Source organism: Pseudomonas sp. LS1212, assembly GCF_024741815.1.
Classification (GTDB): Bacteria; Pseudomonadota; Gammaproteobacteria; order Pseudomonadales; family Pseudomonadaceae; genus Aquipseudomonas.
On sequence record NZ_CP102951.1, the window covers coordinates 980,071 to 1,005,088 of the forward strand.

Here is a 25,018-nt window from a genome sequence, read left to right on the forward strand (position 1 = left end):
CCTAGGGTTTTGTCGGCACCAATGCCTCGACCCCGCGCTCACGTACCCAAAAAAGCGTCGCACCGGCCACTGCCGCCGGCATCATCAGGATGTTGACCAGGGGAATCAGCAGCACCAGATACACCGACCCACCAAAGCCCAAACTCTGCCAGCGTTTTTCCCGCAGCCAGGCGAGCATCTCGTTCCAGCCCAGCTTGTGGTTGTCCGCCGGGTAGTCGATGTATTGGATGGCCATCATCCAGACGCCGAACAGCAGCCACAGCGGTGCGGCAATGAGGTTGAGCACCGGGATGAACGACAGGATGAACAGGGCGATGGCCCGCGGCAGAAAGTAGCCGAGCTTGCGCATTTCCCGCGCAAAGGTGCGTGGGACCATGGCGATCAGTTCACCCCAGCTGAAGGCCGGGAAGTCATCGGTGCCGCGCACAACCACTTCGACCTTTTCCGCGAGAAAGCCATTGAAGGGCGCGGCAATGACGTTGGCCAGCATGGTGAAGGTGAAGAACACCATGAAAATCACCAGGATCACGAACAGCGGCCAGATGATGTAGCTGAGAAAGCTCAGCCAGTCCGGCAGGCTTGGCATCAGGGAATCGACCCAGAGACCGAACTGATGGCTGGCCAGGTAGATCAGGCCGACGAACAGCAGCAGGTTGATGGCCAGGGGTAGCAGGACGAACAGGCGCAGGCCAGGGCTCAGGACCAGTTTCAGGCCTTCGCGCAGGTATTGCGGGCCAGAGAGTACGGGGGCTTGCATGGCATGCTCCAAGCAGTTGAAAACGCGCCGACCTTACCGAGTTTGAGCGCTCGGTGAAAGCGTGGCGCCGTCCAGGAAATGCACTGTAACAAAGCCGTGCAGGAAAAGTTGATAGGCATCAAGGCCTGCCCTCCCAGGCCAGGATAGAACATGCCTATGAGGTGGATTGTGAAACGATATTTCCCTAATCTTCGCCACCTCGCTAAGCTGCGCACAACTTTTAAATCGCCTTTGAACTTTGATCTCCAAGGAGTTTTCATGAGCATTCTGGTCAACAAGCAAGCCCCTGATTTCGACGCAGCCGCAGTCCTGGGCGACGGTTCCATCGTCGACAGCTTCAAACTCTCGTCCCTGCGCGGCAAATACGTCGTGCTGTTCTTCTGGCCGCTGGACTTCACCTTTGTCTGCCCGTCGGAAATCATTGCGCACAACAACCGCATGGCTAAATTCCGCGATTTGGGTGTTGAAGTCGTGGGCGTTTCCATCGATTCGCAATTCACCCACCACGCCTGGCGCAGCACGCCGGTCGAGAAGGGCGGCATCGGCGAAGTCGAGTTCACCATGGTCGCCGACGTCAAGCACGAGATCACCCGTGCCTACGGTATCGAGCACGACGACGGCGTGGCACTGCGCGCTTCGTTCCTGATCGACCAGCAAGGCGTGGTTCAGCACCAGGTCGTGAACAACCTGCCGCTGGGTCGTGAAGTTGACGAAATGGTGCGCCTGGTCGAAGCCCTGCAGTTCACCGAACAGCATGGCGAAGTCTGCCCGGCCGGCTGGCGTCCAGGCCAGAAAGGCATGAAGGCCGATGCCAAGGGTGTTGCCGATTACCTGGCCGCAAACGCCAATAGCCTGTAATTCGATTTCTCTTTTATTCCATCACGGCCGGCAAGTTATCGCCGGCCGACAGGAGTCTGTCATGTCTGAAGTACGTCATTCGCGAGTGATCATCCTCGGTTCCGGCCCTGCCGGTTACAGCGCTGCGGTCTACGCTGCCCGTGCCAACCTCAAGCCCCTGCTGATCACCGGCATGCAGGCCGGTGGCCAATTGACCACCACCACTGAAGTCGACAACTGGCCAGGTGACGTTCATGGCCTGACCGGCCCGGCGCTGATGGAGCGGATGCGCGAGCACGCCGAGCGTTTCGAGACCGAGATCGTCTTCGACCACATCAATGCCGTGGACCTGGCTGGCAAGCCATTCACGCTCACCGGCGACAGCGGGACTTACACCTGCGACGCCCTGATCATTGCCACCGGTGCCAGCGCTCGCTACCTGGGCCTGCCGTCCGAAGAAACGTTCATGGGCAAGGGCGTTTCCGCCTGCGCGACCTGCGATGGCTTCTTCTATCGCAACAAGGAAGTGGCCGTGGTCGGTGGTGGTAACACTGCTGTCGAAGAGGCGCTGTACCTGGCCAACATCGCCAGCAAGGTGACCTTGATCCACCGTCGCGAAACGTTCCGCGCCGAGAAGATCCTGATCGACAAGCTGCACGCTCGCGTTGCCGAAGGCAAGATCGTCCTCAAGCTCAACGCCACCCTGGATGAAGTGCTGGGTGACAACATGGGCGTGACCGGTGCGCGCCTGAAGAACAACGACGGCAGCTTCGACGAGCTGAAAGTCGACGGTGTGTTCATTGCCATCGGACATACCCCGAACACTTCGTTGTTCGAAGGCCAGCTGGAATTGAAAGATGGCTACCTGGTGGTTCAGGGTGGTCGTGACGGCAATGCCACTGCTACCAGTGTTGAAGGTGTCTTTGCTGCGGGCGACGTGGCTGACCACGTGTACCGTCAGGCGATTACCTCGGCTGGTGCGGGTTGCATGGCGGCGCTGGATGTCGAGCGTTACCTGGATGGGCTGCAGAACGCTTGATGGTTTGAGCGACCGCCTTGCGGTCGCATCGCGGGCAAGCCCGCTCCCACAGATCGAGATAACCGCCAGGTAATTGGCCTGACACAAATCCCCGTGGGAGCTGGCTTGCCAGCGATGAGGCAACATAAAAAAACCGGCTAATCGCCGGTTTTTTTATTGGATCAAATCAACTTTTACGCTTCAAAGGCTCACCCGCAAATTTCACCCCCGCCAAACCATGCGCAATCAATGCACGAATATTCCCATGGTCACTCCCCTCAGGCGTAGCCACCACCGAACGGTAATGCTCACCAAAGGCCAACAGCGCCTCCTGGTCGCTCAACCCTTCGAGCAGGGCCAGGCCCAGGGTCTTGCAGGAACCTTCGTTCTGCCCGGCGGCGTTTTCGACACCGCCATTGTTGAAGGCTTGCGGCTGGTAGTCGTAGCCGGCGGCAATGAACGCCAGGGTGTCGGCGAAGGCGTGTTCGCCGCTGTTCAGGCTGGCGCGCAGGGTGTTCAGGTCAGTCACGCTTTACGGATCCTTCTTAACTGTTATATGCGATATTTACGAGTGTATTCAGATAGTTACAGATAGTAACTTTTTTAGGTCATTTCGAACCACGTGCGCTCTCCACTTGACCACCTGATTGCATCGGCAAAGTGCCCAGCCGGGCTTGTCTCCCGAGCGACGGTTACAGCCATTGCTGCACGGCACTGACTAGGAGCGTGATGTTCAGCGTCACGATAATTGCCGTAATGCTCCAGGCCAGCACCGCCAGCCTGCGGCCGGCAACTAGCGAACCCATTTTCGAACGATCGGTAACGAAGCGTACCAACGGGATAACTGCCAAGGGCAACTGCATTGAAAGTATAACCTGACTGAATACCAGCAACTGTACCAAGGGTCCAACTTATGGAATACGGTAAAGAGCTGCCCGTTGATGCCGGCGGCCATGGTCGCTAGAGCATTATCGAGCAGCACGGTGTTCGGCTTGTGCGCCTTGTAGTTACGGGCGAACCAGATCTTATAGATACCGTTGTCCAGCGCCACGATGCCCTCGAACGGCAGCGCACGGCGGATATCGACCACCAGACGCTGCGGATACATTGGGTAGCGATCATCATCAGCCCCTTCGGCGATCTGCACTTCGTTGGCTTCACGAATCGCTAGCAGGCGGGTGAAGTCCCAATGTGCGGTGTCGTTCAGCACCTCGCCGACCTGCCAGACAGCGTTGGCGATGTCTCCGATCACCTCGATTTGCGGGAAATATACGGCATCGACTTCAGGCCCTTCCGAGATACATCCTGGTAGGTTTCAGAAAAACCGATCCAATACCAAGGTATCAACAAAACACGGTGCAATGTCCGGGCTTAAGGCATCGTCACTCGGAATCGGCCATCTTGCCCAAGACAGGACGTAGAACCTAGACGATTCTCATCCTAACGCTGCACAGGCGGAGTTTAGTGCAGAATCCGAATTGAATTTAGAGCAAGCCGTGCTCATTTCGGCATGGTGAACACTATAGATTGTACTCCTATAGATTTCAAGAAGGCCTGATAGCTCCTTTTGGGAAGCATGAAAATGGAGCTAAAGCAGGCGTTTGCAACCGCACTCAAGGCACTAAGGCAAAAAAAACATCGCACGCAAGAGGACTTCTATCTTGTGAGCAGCAGAACTTACATCAGCACGCTTGAGCGAGGTTTGAAAAGTCCTACGCTGGATAAATTAGAAGATATCGCCGGTGTACTCGGTGTTCATCCTGCCACCCTTGTGATCAGTACCTATATGAACAAAGACGACACCAGTTTGGATTCGATTATCCAGTGTATCCGCGCTGATTTAACTAACTGATACCGAGCGAAGCTGTGCTCAAAAACCAGCCTGAGTCGCCCTTTTTCGCATATTTCCACCTCTGCTCCATGTGCTGGGTATCGGGTCGCGTTGAAACCTATAGGGCTACAGCCTATAGTGCGCGATCAATGACCCGGCCCGGGCATGATGGACACAACCTGAATGGGGAAGACAGTGGGATACCAAGACGATTACGCCCGTGAGGGACGACCCAAGCAGGTCAGGCGCCTGAATCAATTAGTAGAAATCGAAATCGATAATTGGGGTAAGCGATGGACGCTGGACGGCATTCACGTGAGGTGCCGACATTGCGGTGGTACGCAAAAGCTTTCAGACTCCGGAAAGCCCTTTCTAGCCCAACACAAGGCTAACTGTGCTTTTGCCTGTAGCCCTTCACAAATCCCTTTCGGAGAGCTGGCCGACATTTTGTCAGGGTGGCGTTTGGAGCTATGGGATGACGAGACGGATCTCTGCTAACCAGGGACTGATCATCGTGCGCGCAAAAATTTTGCCGCTAATGGGAGCAGCGTTTTGTAACCGTTTTTCCCTTTCCGATCTAGATAGAAGCCCCGCATGTAGGCGATAGAATTATCACAATCACACCTCGTGGTATCACCAATCATTCAAGGTTCATCAGGTAACGCAGACACCAGCTACAGATTATGCCGATAGATTTTTAACGAAGGCTTGATAACTTCGTCAGAAAAACTGTAGGCCATCCAGGCCTGGATACAGCCTTTCGATCGCGGATGCATACGGCAGAGCAATGCTGGGGCTTACAACTGCCTCTATTCCTGCAGCCTGAAGCGCTTCAACCGCAGCTAGCCTTCAGGATAGGCCTGAATACTGGCCAATTCGTCTTGGACGATCCGCCTCGAGTCGATTCATGAAACCGGGCTCCACATTGATTCCGAAAAAATTCTGCGGCTTGCCTCAGGTCCATCGGAATAGATAGCAAGTCTGCGAGTCACTCACTCTGGGGCGTCGGCTGTTCAATACCTAATTTAGGATTTTCGATAAGGATGAGTTCTCTCGCTCATCTTTGGAACTCAGATCAGTGTTTGGGCTTGAGCCGTTAAGCCCGTCGACGCTTCTTACAATTCAATTGATGAAAAACGGGTTGATCATGATTCCCCCTGATAGGTCTCATGCTAGAACTTGGAGGAATCTACTTAGCGAGGGAAAGGTTCATCCATCGCATTGCCGATCATAGGCGCTCGCTGAGTAGCTTCGTAATGCCTAGTTTGAAAGGGTAGGATCTTTTGGACCTTCAATCCAAGTCCTTCGTTTAAACACCACTCCGACGCGAGATAGTCTTTACGGACTTTCCCTGGTTCACGTAGATGGACAGAGTCAAAAACCTCCGGCTTTTTTAGCAAGCTGATCGCGAGCAATGCATCTGACACACGCTCATTGGTGGCACACGAGAAACGAGTCAGCCGCTGGATCAAATACCCTGCACGGCTAATGTGCTCGCTACTAGGCTGGGTTTCCAGGAACAGCCTGATTTCGGTTTCCAGATCGGTAGAGGCGTACCAAAATTCTAAGGCAATGCGAACGAGTAACTCATCCTCAACGTCGTTCAACGGCCGTTGAACCAATCGCCTTAAATCGACCGAAAATCTCTGGGGGGGAAATTCAAACAGCATAGGTTACTCCCGCAGCATTCGACGCTCGTTGAGAGGTTTGCATGACTACACATTGTGTCAGCCTATTGCTCTTATTTTGCTATGGCTGCCTGCTTTCCAGGTATGTTAGCAGTATTGGGAGACGTCCTTTGGTGATGTGGACCCGGAAACGGCCTCGGTGTCGGTCCCCGTTTTTTGGAATTGGCCATGAATTGAAGGGGATCCTGACTATCTCCTGGCCAGATGATTGATTCAAGGGGGAGCAGGTACAAGCTGCCAGTGTGACGTTGTTGCCGCTCAAGCGGCCATGGCGCTGGAAGCGACAATCGCTATTGAGTACTCTGGAACGGTTCCAATGTTGAGGCGTGCGGCGAACCGGCTGAGCAACGCGGGGGAGATGATGCGAGCCCGAAAGCAATGGGATGGACTCCTCCTCACTTCGGCATCTTGAGTGCCAGACTGAAAGTGCGAACCACAGTCAACGGTGAGAAGGAGTCCACACATGAAGCTTATGCGAATTGGAGTCGACCTGGCCAAGAACGTGTTTCAGATCCACGGCGTGGATTGTCATGAGCTACCCGTTTGGCGGCAGCGTTTATCGCGCGATCGCTGGCTGCAAACGGTGCTGGAAAAGATCGAACCCGGCTGTGAGATCGGTATGGAAAGTTGCGGTGGTGCGCACCATTGGGCGCGGCAACTACAAGCACACGGATTTCGGGTGAGGCTGATCGCGCCGCAGTTCGTCAAACCGTACGTCAAGAGCAACAAGAACGGCGCCAACGATGCCGAGGCGATCTGCGAAGCCATGAGCCGCCCCAGCATGCGCTTCGTCGCCGTCAAGACCATCGAACAACAGGATATCCAGGCGACACACCGCATCCGGGCCGGCTTAATCGAACAGCGGACGGCCAAAGCCAATCAGATTCGTGGGCTGATCGCCGAGTATGGCCTTGTTGCACCGAAGGAATTACTGATGCTGCGTCGCGCAATACCGTGCTGGCTGGAAGATGCAGATAACGGTTTGACGGCACGCTTTCGTCGTCTGCTGAATGGCTTGTGGGGCGACCTGCGCGCACTTGACGAGCGCGTGAGCGAACTCAATGGCGAGATATCTGCGATCGCGGCAAGTGAGCCAACGGCCGTCCGCTTACAGCAGTTACGCGGTGTGGGCCCAATGATCGCTACCGCGCTCATCGCCGCTATCGGTGATGCCCGCCAGTTTGCCAATGGCCGACAATTGGCGGCCTCACTAGGGCTGACACCCAGACAACACAGTTCTGGCGGAAAGGACCGATTACTTGGTATCAGCAAACGAGGAGATGCCTATTTGCGAACGCTGATGATCCATGGTGCTCGATCGGCATGTAATCGACTGGAAAGCTGACAGTCCGACCAGGCCCAGTGCGGCAGAAAAGGGGGGCGCCCGTTCAAGATGACCGCTGCCAAACTACGCCTGGCGATGGCGGCCATGGGGCAGTCGGAAACCAAGGTATCGGTTTTGTGTGAAGAGCTGGGTATTACCCGTCAGACGCTCTATCGACATGTCTCGCCCAAGGGCGAGCTGCGGCCTGACGGAGCGAAATTACTGGAGAGAGTCCAATGAGTGGCTCAGAACGACCCCAAGCTGCCTGTCAGCACAGGCAGAAATCGGCCAAGAGCGGGCATTTTTTTGCCTGGAGAAAGCATGTGGATTGCCCAGTAGCAGATAGTGTAAATCCCGCCGTACGGTAGTATGTTCCAGCTTCTTACGTCTAAGCTTCAGTATGCCACACACTAAAAAGAGGATTGGATATGGGTATTCCACGTGGAATTCGAAATAATAACCCGGGAAACATAGATTACAATTCTAATAATAAATGGCATGGTCAGCTTCCCTACGATCCGTCAGTAGAGTCAAGGTTTGCGGTTTTCGATACGCCTCAGAACGGTATCAGAGCCATGGCAAAGCTCTTGCTGGTGTATCAAGATAAGCATGGGCTTAATACTGTTGATGGGATAATTTCTCGTTGGGCTCCATCCAACGAAAACGCGACAGGGGCTTACATTAGGGCTGTTAAAAGTCAAATTTCTCAGGCGACTGGCCAAAGCGAAAAAATTAACCTTCACAATCCGCAGGTTTTGGCAATCATGGTGGCAGCCATCATTCATCATGAAAATGGTGATATGCCTTATAGTAGTGATGTAATCTACGCAGGTGTAAATATGGCAATGACGTGATTATGCTCGCTATGAGATTGCCCCTCTCTCTGTTTGCAGACAAAATCAAGATGTCCGCATGCAAAAGTTACCTCAGATGCAAAGTGGTTGAGTGCAAACAGAACAATGCCCCCTACGCTTCATGACATCGCCCTTTTTTGGACTCGATGAGCCTTAACAATAGCCCTTCCTTGTCAGGCTTGCTCGATAGCATTGCGGGGTGAGCTTCTGCGATCGTTTTGGAATATGGTGATTGCGAAAAGTAATGGAGTTACGGCCGCATATTCGGTTGTCTGGGATGAAAAATGAAACTAGTTAATTTTCTCGAGCGTCCGCTTTTTGCCGTTTTTTGTTTGTTACGACTGGCCGATTTGGATCGGATAGCGACCACGCACCGTGACTGATCCACCCTTGTCCTCCCTCAATGTGGAGGACAAGCCATGAACACTATTGCTACATGCAGCCATCAGCCTTGGAACAAGGGAAAGCTTGTCGGACAGAAAGCGCCGCTCCGAGTCAGGGATATCTGGGCCATCCGGGTAAGACTCCAGCTCGCGGAGAAGACACGGGATCTGGCTCTCTTTAACTTGGCTATCGACAGCAAGCTGCGTGCCTGTGACTTAAACAAGCTGCGTGTGCGAGACATAGCCCATGGGGAACATGTGTCGTCACGGGCGATCGTGATGCAGCAGAAAACTCAGCGCCCAGTGCAATTTGAAATCACTGAGCAAACCCGAACAGTTCTGGAGGCCTGGATGCATCAGGCCCACCTCCGCAGCGAGGACTTCTTGTTTCCGACTCGGTTGCACGGCTCAGATCATCTATCCACCAGGCAATACGCTCGAATAGTCAAAGCCTGGGTGACAGCCATTGGCCTTGACCCAACCATGTACGGTACTCACACGCTACGGAGAACGAAAGTATCGCTGATCTATCGCAGGACGAAGAACCTGAGAGCAATCCAACTCCTGCTTGGTCATACGAAGCTTGAAAGCACCGTCAGATACCTGGGAATCGAGGTCGATGATGCCCTGGAAATGGCTGAGCAGACGGAGGTGTAATTTTTCAGCGACGGTCGCAACTAAACCGTCGCTATCGACCCAGGCTGTGTGAAAATGCGCTGCCGGTGTTGATGCATGCGTTCCTACGCGAAATCTACTGACGATCGGCTGCTCAGCAGACCTGAAATTTGCGTAGGAACACGATTTTTCGGGTGATTCCCGCTCAGGCGTACCGATCGAAAACGTTTTTACACAGCCTCGACCCATAGCGGACGTTTAGCAAGCGCAGCTCGCGAGCATGCATGAGGTCGGGGTACCTGGAATTCCCTTCGATTTCAGCGTGGGCAGCGCCGTTGCGGGATGCCATTTGTGCAGGAGCGGCCCTGCGCCGCTTGAGGATTGCCCGCGCGCCAAGTGTGGCGCGCAGGCTTAAGCTCACTCAGTGGGGGACTCGGTGTTTACAAAGGGCGGCACTTTCGCCAAAGGCAAGGTGTGACGCTAGTCGTTGGCCGCGCCTTAATCACCCGACCCGGTCCAGGATAATTGTTCAGAGAGCTCACTGAACCGCAAACCTGAAGTGTTCAGAGTGCCCTTCAGTAAACCGGCACGGAAACGACCCTCCTTCTTTATCTCGGCAATCTGCACCAGATCCGGGACACCATCACCAGTGATATCAGCCAAAATCATCTGGCCGCCGCGTACCCGCTCGGCATATTGACCAAGCGCCACCGGGTCGGCATTACCGGGCGCTTTGTTGGCAGCAACGAGTGCATCCAGTTCCTCCTGTTCAGCAAAGTATTTGAAAAAATCAGGGAAGGTGAACTCGCTAACTGCAGAAGCAGAACATGCCCCCCCAACCAATGTGGCCACGGCGACGTCCAGTTCGGCGGCCTGTGCGAGCACCTTGTTCTGCATATCCTTGAGTCGCACTCGGGAGAACACCATGTAGCTGCGGTTCGCGTCGTGGGGATCTGGCACCAGGTAGGTAGGGCGGTGCAACCATGAGGTCGGTGCATTGCGCAAGCATTCTAGCGTAGCTGTCACAGACTGCTCGCCCTTGGGCACTGCAGCTTGAGCACGCAATTGCACACCGTCCTGGCCAGCTACAAGGCTCACAAAGGTTGGGTTGGCCGATGTCGCATTAGTAATGAACGCCGGCTCCATGGACTCGGGAAAAGCCGTTAGTGTCTTTTCTCCGAGGTCGGTGGCGACATCCTCGCCAGGCTTGCCGACTGTGTAATGCCGCACCCTGGCACCTTCCTCATAGCCATCGCCATTACCGCTACCTCGGCGTGTCCAGATCAAGGAAGGCGGGGTAGCGTGCGCAACCACAAATGGTGCCCCCACATAGTTGCGATAGCGGTCGCAGGTATCCGTGCGCGGGCCTTCCGACTTGTCTTTTCTGCAATTGCGCTCCGTAACGCGATACAGGTGCCGGGCCCCAGGCTCTTCGTGAAGTTGGCGCAGCCTGGTGTCAAATGCTACGTCCACCACGCACGGCGAGCGGTCCTTGATGGCTTTGTTTGAGCTGCACGAATGGGTACTCAGGCCCATCAGGCGCACCACTCCCGGCGTGTCAGCCCCGTTGACAGGGTGCAACTCGGAAAACTTGAAATTGCGGTTCTTGATAACGAAGGCCAGCAACTGGGCGGCAGATGCATCGCTCCACATTTCCCTGTGCTCGCAATGCCCTGCGGGTTTGCGCGGTGTAAAACCGCCTGCAGCCTCGACCCAGTCCTGGCGCGTGGCCCGGCCGGGCGGAAGAATCGCGAACTCGCCATACGTATTCGTCAGTTGGTCGCGCCTCCACCAAACGAACCAGTCTTCTCCCCGAGGCGAGTCACGCACCACCATTGGCGGGCCGTTGATGGCATTGTATGAAGCTGGCAGTTCGAAGCTGGAACAGACCATGCTGCCGCCGGGCTTCCAGCCAAGAACATGCACCCGGCTCCCTGAAGGGCGGATATCGAAGTGGTAAGCGGCCTTGGTCAGCAGCCCCTCGCGTACCCACTGGCGCGGCGCATCTGCGATTCGTACGACCTGATGGGTATTGGCTCGCACCGGGTAAGGGTCGAACTCCATAAAAGTGGAGGCCTTCGCGTCTTCCAACGCCCGCGCACGTTTGAAACTGCCGAATCCGCCCAGGCGCACGCCAATGGTGACCTTGCGCGCATTGGTCTCACATTCGCTGATACTCGCACTGGGTGTGATGTACTTGCACAGGCGAAAGGCCTGCTGTTGCAACATGAAATCGCAATCGGCCTGACTGTAACCGTATGTCGCGTTGCCGTGGCGATAGCAATAATCATGGAAGGCGCAGGCTTGACGCATTTGCAATGCAATGGGGGCCTGTTCGCTGCCACGGGTAAACGCCAACGTCTGAGTACCAAGCGGCAAGCTGCAACTCAGGCCGCTGCCTTGCCCTCCCACTGACTGCACCTCATCAGCGGAAGCGGAAATGGCGTAAGCCGTTCGTGGGGTCTCTTGATCGTCAAAGCGCACTTCGTTGGCTAATACAGTGTCGGCGATTCGATCGAACGCACCGGAGCAGCCAGCAATTACGGTTACCATCGTGGTTGCAAGGGCAGCGATACCAAGAATTGATAGAGAGAACTTACTCATGGAGGAACACCTTCCCAAAGGACTCAGAACAATGAGCTTGAAGATGCGTCCAATACACTCATGCCTACATCGTCGGTTACCGCATACACCTTGAAAGTGAGCAAAGCTCAGGCAACGCGAATCTGCAAGTTCGGCACATCCTGATTCGATGTGGCGCCGGTTGCTTGCGCTTTCAAAAGTCCGCTATACACTTCTTGAAATCGCGTGAAGCCATCATTTTGATGTTATGCAGAATGAATCAAGGAGAGGTGTGTGATGAAGCGTTTCGTTCTTGCACGCGATTTGCACATCCTCCCCGTGCTGGCGACCTGTTTACTGCTGGCCAGCTGTATTTCGGTGCCCACGGGCACCACACAGGTCTATCGCAAATCGGATGCAGCCAAGCCTGCAACGCCTCCCGTAGCATCGGCTGCGGGCACGGTGGTATTCAACAAGACACTATTCAGGAACGCCGTCGATCCCCACTTGACCATCCGCAAGGCCGGTACTGATAAAACCAACGCTGATGTATTCGCCATCTATCTCAGCGATGGCTATTTCAAATACCTGAAAGACATGGGCGGTGTTAATGAGGTGGTGGTGGTTGCCGAGTTCACCGAAACCAGCGCAGGCAACGATTCCGATACAGTTACCCGTGTACTGGGCCCTTATTTCGGCGTGTCCGACAAAGCCAGTACCCCCTTCCTCAACAAGCTGCTCTACGGCCCGAAAACTCTCGACGCCGACCACCTCAACATGAGGCTTACGGTGATCGAGTACGACCAGGGCGAGAACCAGAACTCTGCCGCATTCCTCGACTTCATCCAGTCCGTGACCCAGACGCTTTCCCTGGCCAACCCAGTCACGGCTTCGGAGCAAGCCTTCGCCAAGGAAATTGCCAAGAGCCTGCTGAGCCTGAACAAAGATGATGTGGTCATGGAGATCGACATCAACTTCACCGGCAACGCCGGTCAGTTGCCGAACATGGACCACAATGGCTCCTACATTCCGCTGAACGTGGGGGACTACGTGCTGATCAACCAGGAGCACTGCGTTCCGGCCAATTGCTATCTACAGATGACGAATGAAGGCCGTTCCTGGAACCCCTTCGCCTGGATCGGCGATATCGCCATGTTGGTTCCCACTGCCGTGCGCCGTGGCTGGGCGGATACACCCGACGGCCCCTCGCTGGCAGAGATCAAGAGCGATGATCTGGACTATGTCGATCACAAACTCACCAAGAAACCACCCGTGCAGCCCGCACGGGCCCCAGCTCCCGAGCCCGAGCTCTTCGCTGACAAAACCTGGCTCGCCCTGTCCATCGTCAAAGGCGGTGACGCCTCGCTCTGGCAGAAACGCAAACTGTTGACCCAGGCAGAAACCTCCATCCAGAAAATGATCAAGGTTCGCGGCGGGCCGATTGCCTTCAGCCAGGATTACCAGACTGCCAGGCAGGCGTTGGAAGATGCCCGCGAGACCGAGCGCATGAGCAGTTCCGGTGTCACTTTCGTCTCCCCGCTGGCTGCCAGTGGCGACTTCTCCCCCACTACGGGTGACGATGAGTACTGCGTGCACCACTCGCATGCCGTCACTGATGTCGTGGCAAGTTTCTACCGCGTGGACAGCAATAACGTGCCCCAGCAATTGCCAGCCGGCGACATCAGCAAAAATGCTGGCAAAACCACACCCAACAACACCTGTTTTACCGTGGCGGCCTCGGCGCGCACGGTGGGTACCTACGACATGATCGCGGCGTACAAGGTCGGCAACGAAGTCTTGACCCAGAAGGTTCGCTACAAGATCGCAAAATGACCTCTGGCCCAAGGTACGACGCGATGAGGCCGAGGCTAGCCCTGCAGGCCAGTTGCTCGTGCAGGTTGTTGCCACAGCTCGCTTTCGGCCAAAAGCGGGCATCCGTTTAGCCAAACAAAAAGATTGCAATCATTGGCGCGGCCTTATGCCATCATGCCGCCGAATTTGTTCGTATCGTGACGAACGCAGCCATAACTCACATTTGGACCTCAAGTGGAGTGCAATTTCGATGCGACCGGGTCGTGTCCCAGCGACCCCAGAGGGGGGGAAGCGCGAGATGCTTATCCTGGCTACACAACCCGGTTAGATCAGCTCTGGACTGTCAAATGCCAATAGGGGCTATCTGCCGGGTTTCGGGGCCAAAGCGACAACCTTTCCGCTGGAGACTGCTTTCAACTCAGCCATTTCGAACAGCAGGCGCTGGTTTACAGAAGCAATGCGGGCTAGCTCCTCTAAGAGTTGGTCGTTTTCCGCACGGAGCGCCCTGCTTTTCTCCTTCTCGCTCATCAACGCCTGGTGCTTCGAATCACGCTGGGCGCGCACCGACTTGCCCATGAGATTGCGAATTTTCTCTGCCACCGCTGGGTAGGTATTATGGATGAGACCCGGTGTAACAGGGGTTTGGGTAGCAATGGAACTGAAAACCAACGTAAGCCGAATTAGAGTTTGTTTTCCCCCATACTCCGGACGCACTTAAGGAGGCACTGATTAGCTCCCTGCAGGCCTTGATTTATCAGGGGGCATCAACTGGACTTCTGAATAAATCAGCGTCTCCTTAAGCATGGCGAATGCCTCGGGAAGAATGAAGCGATCGCCTCTCGTCTTCGCCTTCAGCTGTCGTTCAATCTCGGGTTCCACAGGAAGGAAGAACAGATGGGCTGGGAAACACTGTCTCTGATTCTAAAGGTCTTGGCCGGCCTGTCTGCCGTGATCGGGATCACTCTTCCGCTCCTGGAGATCGCCGGTTGGCGACTCGTCGATTTGCCGAAGGCGCAACTGATCGGCGTCGGCGCCCTACTGTTAGGCCTCGCCCTCGTCCTCGCCGGCACGGAGCGGCTGGTCGACGCGAGGAAGGAGGAAGAAAGGCAGACTCGCGCGCAGGAAAGGCTGACGGCAGAGATCATCGCCAACGCTCGGGCTCTCGACAGCCGTCTCGTGCTGATGTACCGGGCCATGGCGCCGAGCGGCTGGGATTCGGAGGTCGCCGCGATGCGCGAGAAGGTGGCACCGGCCCTCTCCCACTTAGGTTCTGGCTATACGAAGCTGATGGCCGAGCAGCGGTTGAGCGGTCTTCAGGCCGCTTGGGCCGGTACGCCCCTCCATGTCGATCGCGCGGCGAACCTCGTAGCCCTATTAAACGAACTGGAGATCGGCTCTGCGGCTGTAGTCGCCTACTACAGCGCACTAAACGAGGTGGTTGCCGAGTCAGACGCGCTTCTGCGGGCACTTCGGCAAGCGATCTATCGACCGGCGGAGCTCAAGGAGGAATTGCGTCTTCGTGTCGATGGCGTCGAGGTCAAGACCGAGATGGCGCACCTTCAAGGCCTTCGCCTTCTGCTGCCGATACCGGCCGACCAACAGGCGAATCTTGCAGCCTCGCTGGGCGGCTTGACGCAGTTGAACCCTCGAGATGTCCCACTGGCGGCCGAGATAGACGCACGCATGCAGGCGGCAGTTGACCGCCTCGCGCACTATGTCGAGGAGAAGGGGAGGCTCGTCTCCCAAGAGGAGACGAAACTCCAACAGGAGCTCGCCAACTATGCATCGCTTATACAGGAGCTGGAGATTAGCCCTGGCGATAGCTGGAGCGAAGTGATCGGCAAGGCCATCTCGGTTCGGCAGCTCGGCCATACCGATCAGGCTGTCCGCGCCTTCGAACTCTACGGCGTCCTCTTCTCCGAGACCGATCCCGGGGCCGCGCCCTACGCAGCGGCCGCCATGGTGTTCACCCGCTCGCTCAACGAGCTCGCTCTTGGCAAGGGCGGCCGCGGCGGCGTCTATATCTACGAAATCGATCCTGGCGGGGCGGCACGTCAGGCCGGGCTGCAAGCAGGGGATATCATCATCGCAATCGACGGCCGAAGGGTCGGCGGGATGATCGAGTACGAGGACGCGATCCAAGCGACTGCAGCGCAGCCGGAGCGGACGGTGACCTATGTCCGCATCATCGACGGCAGAGCGGTCAAGGCGACCGCGCGGTTCCGCGGTCCGCGGCTGCAAGCCTCGATCATGCCCATCTGAAAGGCCGCAACGCCGGGCAGATCAGGCTTGCTGGGAAAATGCTTGTCCAGCAGGGCCAGTCGATCGCCCAGACTGTCCAGCTTGGCTATAGGTCATATGGACACTGCTGCTTATATCGGCTGAAGCGGACACTGTTATGACGCCCCCCCAGCAGCCGGGGGAGGGAGCTCTACTGCTTCAAATACGGTGGTGCACTTTCATAGAGCGAGCTCACGCTCTTATGAATCTAAGTTCTGGCAGCGGATCAGTACTCGCCTCCTTTAACCAGTGCCCACAAGCATCCTCGGCCCTAAAAAAAGTGCTAACTCGCAGCGCTCGCGCGAGCCTGACGCAGCCGAACCGTAAAACGGGAACGCTGTCATCCGGTATGCCGGTGCCATCCGGACGCTCCACATAGGTCAGTTCAGACAACATGATTTTCAGTCCAACATTAAGCAGTGAGTAACAGCTAGAAGTGATCCATTCCGGGTGCCCTTCCGATATCTCAGTCAATGCGCTTAGTGCCCATGGCAAGACTGTAGTGGTCTAATGAAACCGGACACCCATTTAGGCGAGAATGCTCGCCAGATCGAGGTGTCAAATGACCAAACAACGCCGTTCCTTTTCCGCTGAATTCAAACGCGAGGCTGCCGACCTCGTGCTCAAGCAAAACTACAGCTACATCGAAGCCAGTCGTTCACTCGGCGTCGGCGAGTCGGCACTACGCCGCTGGGTTGAGCAGGTTCAGAAGGAGCGCCAAGGTGTCACCCCGCTAAGCAAAGCGCTGACCCCGGAGCAGCAGAAAATCCAGGAACTGGAAGTCCGGATCGCCCGCCTTGAACGGGAAAAATCGATACTAAAAAAGGCTACCGCGCTCTTGATGTCGGAAGATCACGAGCGTACGCGCTGATCAATCAGCTTAGCGTCCACGAGCCGATTGATTGGCTGTGCAAAGTGTTTGAAGTCACCCGCTCGTGTTACTACGCCCAGCGTCTCAGGCGCCGGACTCCTGATATTGAGCGGCTTCGGCTGCGCAGTCGGGTCAATGAACTGTTCACAGAAAGTCGTAGTGCTGCGGGCAGCCGCAGCATCTTGTCGATCATGCGTGAAGACGGCGAGCAACTGGGGCGATTTAAGGTACGCAGCTTGATGCGTGAGCTTGACCTCGTGAGCAAACAGCCAGGTTCTCATGCCTATAAACGAGCGACGGTCGAACGGTTGGATATCCCGAACATCTTGAATCGGGAGTTCGATGTCTCGGCCCCCAACCAAGTGTGGTGCGGCGACATCACCTACATTTGGGCCCAAGGGAAATGGCATTATCTGGCTGTTGTGCTAGATCTTTGCGCGCGCCGGATAGTGGGTTGGGCATTGTCGGAAAAGCCGGACGCCGAGCTGGTTATCAAGGCACTGGATATGGCCTATGAGCAACGAGGAAGACCTCAGGGCCTGCTGTTTCACTCGGATCAAGGGTCGCAGTATGGGAGTCGTTTATTTCGCCAGCGGCTGTGGCGTTATCGCATGCGCCAGAGCATGAGCCGCCGGGGTAATTGCTGGGACAATGCGCCGATGGAGCGTGTGTTTCGCAGCGTGAAAACTGAATGGATACCGACCATGGGCTACCGAACTGCTCAAGAAGCCCAGCGCGATATCAGCCATTTCTTGATGCATCGGTACAACTGGATTCGCCCCCATCAATTCAACGGTGGGCTGGCGCCAGCTCAGGCCGAAGAAAAACTTAACGTCGTGTCCGGGATTAGTTGACCACTACATAGTTACTCTATCGTAAGGGGCGCGGAAGCCGTGGGGGAGTCGGTTCAGGATAGGTCATCAGTTGGGACCCGATGCGGCTTTACCCAGGTGCACCAAGCAGAAACTAGATACGTGGTCAGTGTCGATCAGTTACGGGACGTTGTGTCGGCGAGCGGTAAGCGAATGGGCATTACAGGTTGCGTAACGGCATCCAATTATGTGGCAACAGCTCGGCGATCTGGCTCGCCCGCTGCGTCGGCAGCCGCGCCAGTACGTTCTTCAAGTATTCGTACGGATCATGCCCGTTGAGCTTGGCCGACTGGATCAGGCTCATCAGTGCCGCCGCACGTTTGCCGCTGCGCAACGACCCGGCAAAGAGCCAGTTCTTGCGACCCAGCGCCCACGGCCTTATCTGCTGCTCGGCGTGGTTGTTATCTATGGGTACCGCGCCGTCATCGAGATAGCGTGACAACGCCGCCCAGCGCTTGAGGCTGTAATCCAGAGCCTTGGCGATAGCCACCCCATCGTGCACAAGCTGGCGCTGGGCGGTCATCCAGGCATGCAACGCATCCATCGCTGGCGCGGCTTTTTCCTGGCGTATCCGTCGTCGAGCGTCAGGTGCGAGGTCGCGGACTTCATGCTCTATTTCGTATAGCACCTGGATGTAGCGCAAGGCCTGTTCGGCAAGCTGGCTTTTGTTCGTGACGTGCAGCTCGAAGAACTTGCGCCGGGCATGAGCCATACAGCCGATCTCGGTGACGCCGAGTGCAAAGCTGGCCTTGTAGCCACCAAAATCGTCGCAAACCAGTTGGCCCTTCCAGTCTTGCAGGAAAGCGCGGGCATGTTCACCCGAGCGGCTGGGGCTGAAGTCGTAAACAACCGCCTTTACGTCGGCAAACGAGCTGGTAGCGTAGGCCCAGACATAGGCGCGGTGAGTTTTCTTCGCGCCCGGCGTGAGCATCTGTACCGGCGTTTCGTCAGCGTGCACCACGTTGTGTCCAAGCACCACCTCGCGCAACGCATCAACCAGCGGTTGCAACTGCACACCGCAGGTGCCGACCCACTGCGCCAGGGTTGAGCGCGGGATGGCCAGGCCAGCCCGGGCAAAGATCTTTTCTTGACGATACAGCGGCAAATGATCACCGTACTTGGCGATCATCACCTGGGCCAGCAGGCCTGCTGTCGGGATGCCCTTGTCGATCACCTGCGCCGGAACCGGGGCCTGGATCAGGGTTTCGCACTGATCGCAGACCCACTTGCCACGGATATGGCGTTCGACGGTGAACACGCCCGGCGTGTAGTCGAGTTTCTCGCTGACATCCTCGCCGATGCGCTTGAGGGCGCAGCCGCAGGTGCACTGCGTGTTGTCCGGTTCGTGATGGATCAGGGTGCGCGGAAACTGCGGCGGCAAAGCCGTACGCTTGGGCTTTTGACGAGCCTCGGTCGGCACGGGAGCCGGTTGCAGAGCTGCAAGCTCGGCTTCGATGGCTGCGATGTCAGTGTCGATCAGGTCATCGAGCAGGCTGGCTTGATCCGGGCTTAATTGCTCGCTGCGCTTGGCAAATTTGAAGCGTTTGAGCTGCGCGATCTCGTGGGTCAGTTTCTCGATAACCGTTTGGTGACGATGGATTTGCTTGTCCATCGTCTCGACGCGCTGCATCAACTGCGCGGCCAGCGCGGCGCGACGATTGGCAAACAGATAAGCACAGTGCGGCTGCGCCGCACCGAACACGGCGACCACCCGCGCCAGCGCGGTTTCGGTGCCGGCGCGCATGTCCATGGGCTCCGTCGCCAGCCAGATGGAGTCGATGCGGATCATCGCAACAGATCTCGCAGAAAGGTGGCGCAGGCAGCCGCGCTTTCGGTTCGAGGCGCCGGGCTGGGCGCACTCTTGAATGACTTGGACTTTGAAGGATTTGGAGTAGGAACGGCGTTGTGGTTGCATGAAATACCCGCTTGAAAGGCTCGAACTGGTGCCCACTTAAATTTAAGTGCACACCATGTCTTGGCTTTGCAGGGCTGGGTAGATGACTTGGCCGGACGGATACGGCGAGCGTGCCAATCCAGACATAACGATAGGTTTTCGAGTCACGCCAGGTAGTAGCTGGTAGGCATTGCATTGCTCCAATCTTCTCGGTTCGCGGAAACAATTTTATGCGTACAACTCAGCTCATGAGCGGAGACTGACCACTCTAGGATCGTTCTGCTTAGCTTTTAGCATCCGATTTTCGTTTATCAGCACTTCGTTGAGAGAGAAGCAAGGCTGGCGACCTTGGCGCGCAGCTCCTCTATTTCCAGACGCAGAGCACGGCCCTTCTCTCGCTCGGCACGTAGATCCTGGTGCTTCACATCGCGCTGAGCGCGGCTAGAGCGTCCTTGAACCTCACGGATGGCCTCGGCGATGTTCGGATAGTAGTTATGGATCAGTGCCGCCGAAACACCCGCCTCACGTGCCACGGCTGCGATGGTAACCTTCTTTTCACCTGTCTTTGCCCGACCACGCTCAATGCGGTGGAGCGCGAGCAGTAGCTCCTTTTCTCGGGCGTCGGCGGGCTTCCGTCTGACTGTCATGCTGCGCCGCTCTCTGGGTCATAGCCAAGCTGCATGAAAACATCGCGACAGCGTTCCAAGTCGCGCAGAACGCGCATACGACCACTTTCGCCAATATCTCTGCACTCCAGCAATTCCTTGAGGTTGCCGTAGAGCTGACGGTAGATGCCAAGATGGCTGCGCCCAATCACGGCATTGTTGCAGTCGCCGCAGCGCGTCCGCTCCAGTGTGTTGCCTATGCAGCCATCATTGTCGGCAGTGCACCAAGCATGTCCGTTGCTGCGGATTGCGGTGCTCTCGGCAATCGAAAGCACCATCGTCTGGTGGTTCTTGAAGAGGGCAAGGTTGGCTGGATCGCGCTGCCACCGTTTGATCGAGCGACCATAACCTCCAGCCAACTTATCGTCACCCAGCCAGCTATCCACAGTGCCGAGCTTGATATCTTCAAGTTCAGTCTGGATGTCATTGTACAATTCCAGGTCAAGATGACTGCCCCAGCCATCATCCATCGCATAGCCGAGAGTCATGTCCATGCCCCAGTGCGCAAAATGCTCGCGTAAGTAACGTAGATCGCCGAACTGGCTGTGGGCCACGTAGTTGGCAAACTTGCGACGAAACTGGTGGGTGGTAAGCGACCAGTCAAGTCCTGCGTCCTTGCTGAATGCCTTGAGGGAACGATCCCATGAATTGTTCGACAGGGTACGAACTTGGTTGCCCTTTTTTGAGGTTGATCCTAGGAACAGCGCATGACGATGTTTCTGCGCACGGGCGATTTCCGGGTCGAATGGGTTGATCCTGCGTCGCTTGACAATCTCTGCGGAGATGATGACTTGGTAAGGTTCAGCCCAACGCTCCATCAGACGCAGAGCCCGCACGGCTGCTTCGGGAATCATCCAGTCGTGTACCCCGGTATCGGTTTTATCGGACTTGGAGTGCATCCAGTGGAAGATGGTGCCTTCATCGTCCTCTGTGCGGTGGTGCGCACCTAACTGCACATTGGTCAACTCGTGGTTGCGACACCCGGAAGTGCAGGCCAGTACGATGTAGCAGGCGGTGCGCAGATTAAGGAGTGATTGATTGAGCGCTGCCAAGCCGTCTTCCCAGCCAAGGGCGGCGAGGTGTTGATTCTTAGCATCAATGACAGCCCAAGGCTTTTGTGCTGTTCGCTCTGCTACGACAGCTCCGACGGCATCGCGTAGATCGAGCAGGTGCTTGCCGCGCTGAACTTGCTCGTAGGCGTTCTCGAACAGAGCGCAGAACACCATATCCGGTATCAGCGACGTCTTACTTCCCTGCCTACGGGGTGCGCCACTGCCGGTCAACCCAGCCATAGTCGTAGAAGAAGTCTCACGCCATGGATGCTCTGGGATTGGGTCGTGAGTATATTGACTCAACTCGTAGAGCGCTTCGACGGCCCGGAAGCGCTGCTGAAGGCCTCCCTGAGACAGCGGCTTGTTTTTCCGTTGGCTAGATTGGCGGTACTCCCGACATTCAGCAGCGTAATTTGTGCAGACAATGGGGGTGACCAGTCCCAAGCGGGTAAGTGTAAGGTCGTCTAAGTAGCGTAGGAAGAGCGTTGTATTAGTGAAAAAATGGTTCAGTGCCCCCCCTTTCGGCCGTTGCTGGCCCTCCCGGCCGCGCCGCAAATAGCGATACATGATCGCTTTCATCACTGCTCTGAATGCAGCGGGCACGCGCTGGAAGTTCAGGCGTTTTCGACAGTCACATGTGTTGGTTGGCATACCGCCTATCTGCCAACAGTCATCGCCGTAGCGACTGAGAATGACCCAATGCCCCTCGACCTGGATGGCGCTCACGATAAGGGCATCGCACTGGCTCTCTGGTAATTCCCGAACATCTCCAGGCTGCGACTCGACGTACGCCCAAGGCAGTGAAACCACAGCATTATTGCTCATGCGAAGACCTCCAAGTGCGGTACTAAATCGAACGACCAGAAGGGGTGTGGCTCGATGCGAGCTCGCTCACGAGCGGCCTCTACGGCTGCGAGTTTGAAGACTCCACGCCTCAGACCCTCAGCCACGATGTAATTGTCAATCAGCCGAGGGATGTGCGCGTACTCTCGTATCCAGCGCCTCTTGACTATGTGCATGCGCTCGGCGAACACGCGGAAGTAGAAACTGAATAGTTTGTACAGGTCGTTTTCCGTCACCGCGTAATGCCGGCAGCGAAGGCAGTTGAGGAAATTCATGCAGGTAGCGCCTTCTCGCTTGGGGGCGTACTGGCCATTTACTGGATCGCTACAGCGTCCCATAGGCGTCTTATAGGTTCTGCCTATAGTGTGAGTCAGCAGTTCGTCGACCATGACGTCGCCCATGAACCGCCAGTTGCGCTTGGCATCCTCGTCCGGCAGCAGATAGTTTCGTCCGGCCACCAGAGGCGTGTTGCCAAGGGCAATTGCAGTAGTCGTCAGGTCACCATCCAATAACTCGAAGATGCGGTTGGCGAAGGTCTTGCGCAGGCGTGAGATGTTGATCCGCAATGGCTGGCCATCGCTGTCTGTGAGCCTGTAGTCGGTCACAAGCTTCTGAATGGCATATCCCAATACCGAATCAGACATTGCAGTGACCTGTCCTATTCCTTTGTTGCCGCGTGACCGATACATCCAGACGTGATCCTTAAGGTCGTGGGGAGCCTCAGCGCGTAGCGGCTCGGTGCGGTTGATCACGTGCCGTATCAGACGTTCGACGTTGATCTTGATGGTCGGTGTGGACTCCAGAAGGCGCTCGTTCGTGCTTTCGCCTCGAAGGACGACTTTGCTGGTGTTGTGCCCGCGCCGTTTCCACAGGATCAGGAAGGTGCTGTTATCCTTGGGGTGGGCGCGTAAACAATCGCGCTCCATCTCCAGCAGGGGGGTGGTATTGCGTCCCGTGTGCAATGCCACGATCAGTAAGGCATAGGCTAACAGCTCACTGGTTAGAGGCACGTCGTCGCGCCAGATTGGCATGACCGCCTGTTTGACAGCCGCCGCGAACGATTGGCGCTGGCCCTTCGGAAGCGGGATCTCGCCCTGTTTTTTTCGGTTGCTGTTCGGGAAGGGGTTGCGCGGGAAGGTTGCCGCGTCACCTGCGGTGACTAAGACAATCAGTCCACGTTGGCCGAGCGCCTGGAGTACGGACTTTGTGAGCGTATAGACGGTCTTCTGGGTGGTTGAAGACAGCTCTTGGCCAGTGAGATGGCCGAGATAGCCGTCTATCAGTTCACGGTCGATGTCGGTCAGAGCCAATTCGCGCCCGAGGGCGGTGGCACGCAGCACTAGATAGTCGAAAAAGTTGCACAAACCATTGCGGCAATAGGAGACCACTGTACTGACTTCGATCGTAGTATCCCGCCCGGCCAAGAAGCGCTCAACCTGCCTCTGGCAGGCATAGGTAATCGGATCAATATCTGTACCGTACCAGGGTGCAAAATCGAAGTTTCGGGCACTAGTAGTATTTCGTCCAAATGCGACTAGGGTTCTTGCTGGAGGAATGGCTTCGGGAAGCGTGGGGACATGCCCTTGCTGATCAAGGCGGTGCTCGACCTGCGGAATGCTGAGATCGGTTCTGACGTAGATTTTGCGCTTGCCCATCAGGCCGTCTCCAAACTGTCACTGAGTTCGTCGTCGTAGGCCAGCACCGCGCCATCGGCCAATTCGTTAATCAAATGCAGGTACACTATCGTTGTCTGGATGGAGCTATGGCCGAGTTGCCGTTGTACGAAAACTAGCGGTTCTACGTCGCCGCGATTGCGTTGTAGGGCAACCAGGGTATGGGTGGCATAGGTGTGGCGCAGCATGTGGGGATGAACATTGATGCCGACCTTCTTGCCGATATTGCGGACGATGCGCTCGATGCCCTTTCCATCATTGGAGAGGGGCTCCCCAAACTGGTTGAGGAACAGTGGGTCGTACTTTGCTTGGCTTAGAGAGCTCCGCTCACCGCGAATCTGGACCACGTAACGATGCAGATCGGAGAGAAAGCGGCGACTGACGTAGATGTCGCGTGCCTTACTGCCTTTCGTCAGCATGCCATGGCCATCGTGCGGATCGAGTCGAATCCGAATGTTGCACTCACGCCTGCCGGTTTTATCGGGATCGAAGATGTAAGCCAGTGGGAACGTGGCGATTTCCTCTCGACGCAGGCCGCTTTGTAACCCGAGCCGGATCATCATTCGGTGATGGGGATTCTCGGCGGCCTGTAAGAGCGCCTTGATCTCATCCATGCTCAAAAACTTCGGCAACGTCCTATGCGCACGCGGCATCACGTCGTTTGCCATGGCCTTACCGCCACTGGCATCGATGTGGGCGAGGAACCCGACCTCGCGTTTGACCGTCCGCTCTTCATAGCTAAACGGCAGACTGATCACCCATCCCTGTGTTTGTGCGTATTCGTAGAACTTGCAGATGTAGTGCAACCGTTGCCGCGTCGTTGAGAGGGCTAACTTGCACTCGACCAGACAGAAGTCCCGGTAGGCAGCGACAATGCTCTTGGCCTCGCCACGGTCAACATCGCGCCAATCGATGTCATGTGCCTGGAGGAAGCTGAAGAAGTCGTACAGCGCACGGCCAGTGCTTGGCCAAGACTTTGTCGACCCTATGGTCCCGCGCAGAAGGTAATGACGAAGGAAATCATTGGCGGGAACACAACTTTGCATTGTGTCCCAAAGCAGGATCGGAAAGCCGGTATACGGACGCCCTGCAATCACCAAATCTTCGGTAGCCCAAACAAGCTCCATCAGCTCGCCCCCCTCTGATGAATCAAAAATCCTTCTCGAAAGGACTCAGAGTCAGAGGCT

Annotated in this window: 18 protein-coding genes and 4 pseudogenes; 10 read left to right on the top strand and 12 right to left on the bottom strand. The window is 56.2% G+C overall.

Features of this window, described 5'->3' with window-relative positions:
* Nucleotide 1: 1 nt before the first annotated feature.
* On the bottom strand, nt 2-757 hold the full coding sequence (cysZ, locus tag NVV94_RS04430) for a sulfate transporter CysZ (RefSeq protein ID WP_258446029.1): 756 nt from the start codon (nt 755-757) through the stop codon (nt 2-4).
* A gap of 258 nt (nt 758-1,015) precedes the next feature.
* On the opposite strand from cysZ, the gene NVV94_RS04435 reads away from it, so the two are divergent.
* Together NVV94_RS04435 and trxB are read left to right on the top strand one after the other, a co-directional pair.
* Nucleotides 1,016-1,615, top strand: coding sequence for a peroxiredoxin (locus NVV94_RS04435; protein ID WP_258446030.1), 600 nt, complete (start codon nt 1,016-1,018; stop codon nt 1,613-1,615).
* 61 nt (nt 1,616-1,676) lie between these two features.
* On the top strand, nt 1,677-2,633 hold the full coding sequence (trxB, locus tag NVV94_RS04440) for a thioredoxin-disulfide reductase (protein ID WP_258446031.1): 957 nt from the start codon (nt 1,677-1,679) through the stop codon (nt 2,631-2,633).
* Nucleotides 2,634-2,799: 166 nt separating this feature from the next.
* Here the strand turns inward: trxB and NVV94_RS04445 are convergent, their stop codons facing one another.
* The 3 genes and pseudogenes from NVV94_RS04445 to NVV94_RS04455 all read right to left on the bottom strand — a co-directional run.
* Nucleotides 2,800-3,141 carry a HopJ type III effector protein gene (locus NVV94_RS04445; RefSeq protein WP_258446032.1) on the bottom strand — a complete coding sequence of 114 codons (342 nt, stop codon included), beginning with the start codon at nt 3,139-3,141 and terminating at the stop codon, nt 2,800-2,802.
* 163 nt (nt 3,142-3,304) lie between these two features.
* A pseudogene (locus NVV94_RS04450) lies at nt 3,305-3,508 on the bottom strand (divalent metal cation transporter); the annotation flags it as partial.
* 44 nt (nt 3,509-3,552) lie between these two features.
* Nucleotides 3,553-3,897: pseudogene (locus NVV94_RS04455) on the bottom strand (acetolactate synthase large subunit); the annotation flags it as partial.
* Between the two features lie 297 nt (nt 3,898-4,194).
* Between NVV94_RS04455 and NVV94_RS04460 the strand changes: the two are divergent.
* The gene (locus NVV94_RS04460; RefSeq protein WP_258446033.1) at nt 4,195-4,464 is read left to right on the top strand and encodes a helix-turn-helix domain-containing protein; all 270 of its coding nucleotides are present in this window, start codon (nt 4,195-4,197) and stop codon (nt 4,462-4,464) included.
* A gap of 1,172 nt (nt 4,465-5,636) precedes the next feature.
* Here NVV94_RS04460 and NVV94_RS04465 read toward each other — a convergent pair.
* On the bottom strand, nt 5,637-6,113 hold the full coding sequence (locus tag NVV94_RS04465) for a hypothetical protein (RefSeq protein WP_258446034.1): 477 nt from the start codon (nt 6,111-6,113) through the stop codon (nt 5,637-5,639).
* Nucleotides 6,114-6,594: 481 nt separating this feature from the next.
* On the opposite strand from NVV94_RS04465, the pseudogene NVV94_RS04470 reads away from it, so the two are divergent.
* From NVV94_RS04470 to NVV94_RS04485, 4 genes and pseudogenes are all read left to right on the top strand, one after another.
* Nucleotides 6,595-7,452 (top strand): annotated as a pseudogene (locus NVV94_RS04470) (IS110 family transposase); the annotation flags it as partial.
* A 45-nt stretch (nt 7,453-7,497) separates the two neighbouring features.
* Nucleotides 7,498-7,695, top strand: a pseudogene (locus NVV94_RS04475) (helix-turn-helix domain-containing protein); the annotation flags it as partial.
* A 188-nt stretch (nt 7,696-7,883) separates the two neighbouring features.
* A complete protein-coding gene (locus NVV94_RS04480) occupies nt 7,884-8,309 on the top strand; it encodes a structural protein (RefSeq protein ID WP_258446036.1) in 426 nt (141 codons plus the stop codon).
* A gap of 419 nt (nt 8,310-8,728) precedes the next feature.
* Nucleotides 8,729-9,349 (top strand): tyrosine-type recombinase/integrase, encoded by a 621-nt coding sequence (locus NVV94_RS04485; protein ID WP_258446037.1) that lies wholly within the window; start codon nt 8,729-8,731, stop codon nt 9,347-9,349.
* Between the two features lie 456 nt (nt 9,350-9,805).
* Here NVV94_RS04485 and NVV94_RS04490 read toward each other — a convergent pair whose 3' ends face one another.
* Nucleotides 9,806-11,911, bottom strand: a complete 2,106-nt coding sequence (locus NVV94_RS04490) for a hypothetical protein (RefSeq protein ID WP_258446038.1) — start codon at nt 11,909-11,911, stop codon at nt 9,806-9,808.
* A 255-nt stretch (nt 11,912-12,166) separates the two neighbouring features.
* Between NVV94_RS04490 and NVV94_RS04495 the strand changes: the two genes are divergently transcribed.
* Entirely contained in the window at nt 12,167-13,702 is a 1,536-nt protein-coding gene (locus NVV94_RS04495; protein WP_258446039.1) for a hypothetical protein, read from the top strand.
* Between the two features lie 339 nt (nt 13,703-14,041).
* On the opposite strand, the gene NVV94_RS04500 is transcribed toward NVV94_RS04495, so the two are convergent.
* On the bottom strand, nt 14,042-14,362 hold the full coding sequence (locus tag NVV94_RS04500) for a TetR family transcriptional regulator (protein WP_408733477.1): 321 nt from the start codon (nt 14,360-14,362) through the stop codon (nt 14,042-14,044).
* A gap of 213 nt (nt 14,363-14,575) precedes the next feature.
* Here NVV94_RS04500 and NVV94_RS04505 point away from each other — a divergent pair, with 213 nt between their 5' ends.
* Both NVV94_RS04505 and NVV94_RS04510 read left to right on the top strand, forming a co-directional pair.
* On the top strand, nt 14,576-15,943 hold the full coding sequence (locus NVV94_RS04505) for a PDZ domain-containing protein (protein WP_258446040.1): 1,368 nt from the start codon (nt 14,576-14,578) through the stop codon (nt 15,941-15,943).
* Nucleotides 15,944-16,523: 580 nt separating this feature from the next.
* Nucleotides 16,524-17,686, top strand: a protein-coding gene (locus NVV94_RS04510) for an IS3 family transposase (protein WP_258443255.1) whose coding sequence is annotated in 2 segments (ribosomal slippage) — nt 16,524-16,779 and nt 16,779-17,686 — 1,164 coding nt in all. Because the reading frame shifts where the segments join, the coding sequence is not laid out codon by codon here.
* Nucleotides 17,687-17,864: 178 nt separating this feature from the next.
* Here NVV94_RS04510 and tnpC read toward each other — a convergent pair.
* From tnpC to NVV94_RS04535, 5 genes are all read right to left on the bottom strand, one after another.
* The gene (gene tnpC / locus NVV94_RS04515; protein WP_258446041.1) at nt 17,865-19,493 is read right to left on the bottom strand and encodes an IS66 family transposase; all 1,629 of its coding nucleotides are present in this window, start codon (nt 19,491-19,493) and stop codon (nt 17,865-17,867) included.
* Between the two features lie 416 nt (nt 19,494-19,909).
* Nucleotides 19,910-20,245 carry a TetR family transcriptional regulator gene (locus tag NVV94_RS04520; RefSeq protein WP_258446042.1) on the bottom strand — a complete coding sequence of 112 codons (336 nt, stop codon included), beginning with the start codon at nt 20,243-20,245 and terminating at the stop codon, nt 19,910-19,912.
* The gene (locus NVV94_RS04525) at nt 20,242-22,140 is read right to left on the bottom strand and encodes an integrase (RefSeq protein WP_258446043.1); all 1,899 of its coding nucleotides are present in this window, start codon (nt 22,138-22,140) and stop codon (nt 20,242-20,244) included. Before NVV94_RS04525 ends, NVV94_RS04520 begins: the two co-directional genes overlap by 4 nt.
* Nucleotides 22,137-23,813, bottom strand: coding sequence for a hypothetical protein (locus NVV94_RS04530; protein ID WP_258446044.1), 1,677 nt, complete (start codon nt 23,811-23,813; stop codon nt 22,137-22,139). Before NVV94_RS04530 ends, NVV94_RS04525 begins: the two co-directional genes overlap by 4 nt.
* The gene (locus tag NVV94_RS04535) at nt 23,813-24,958 is read right to left on the bottom strand and encodes a tyrosine-type recombinase/integrase (RefSeq protein ID WP_258446045.1); all 1,146 of its coding nucleotides are present in this window, start codon (nt 24,956-24,958) and stop codon (nt 23,813-23,815) included. The genes NVV94_RS04530 and NVV94_RS04535 overlap by 1 nt, the downstream gene beginning before the upstream one ends.
* Nucleotides 24,959-25,018 lie beyond the last annotated feature (60 nt).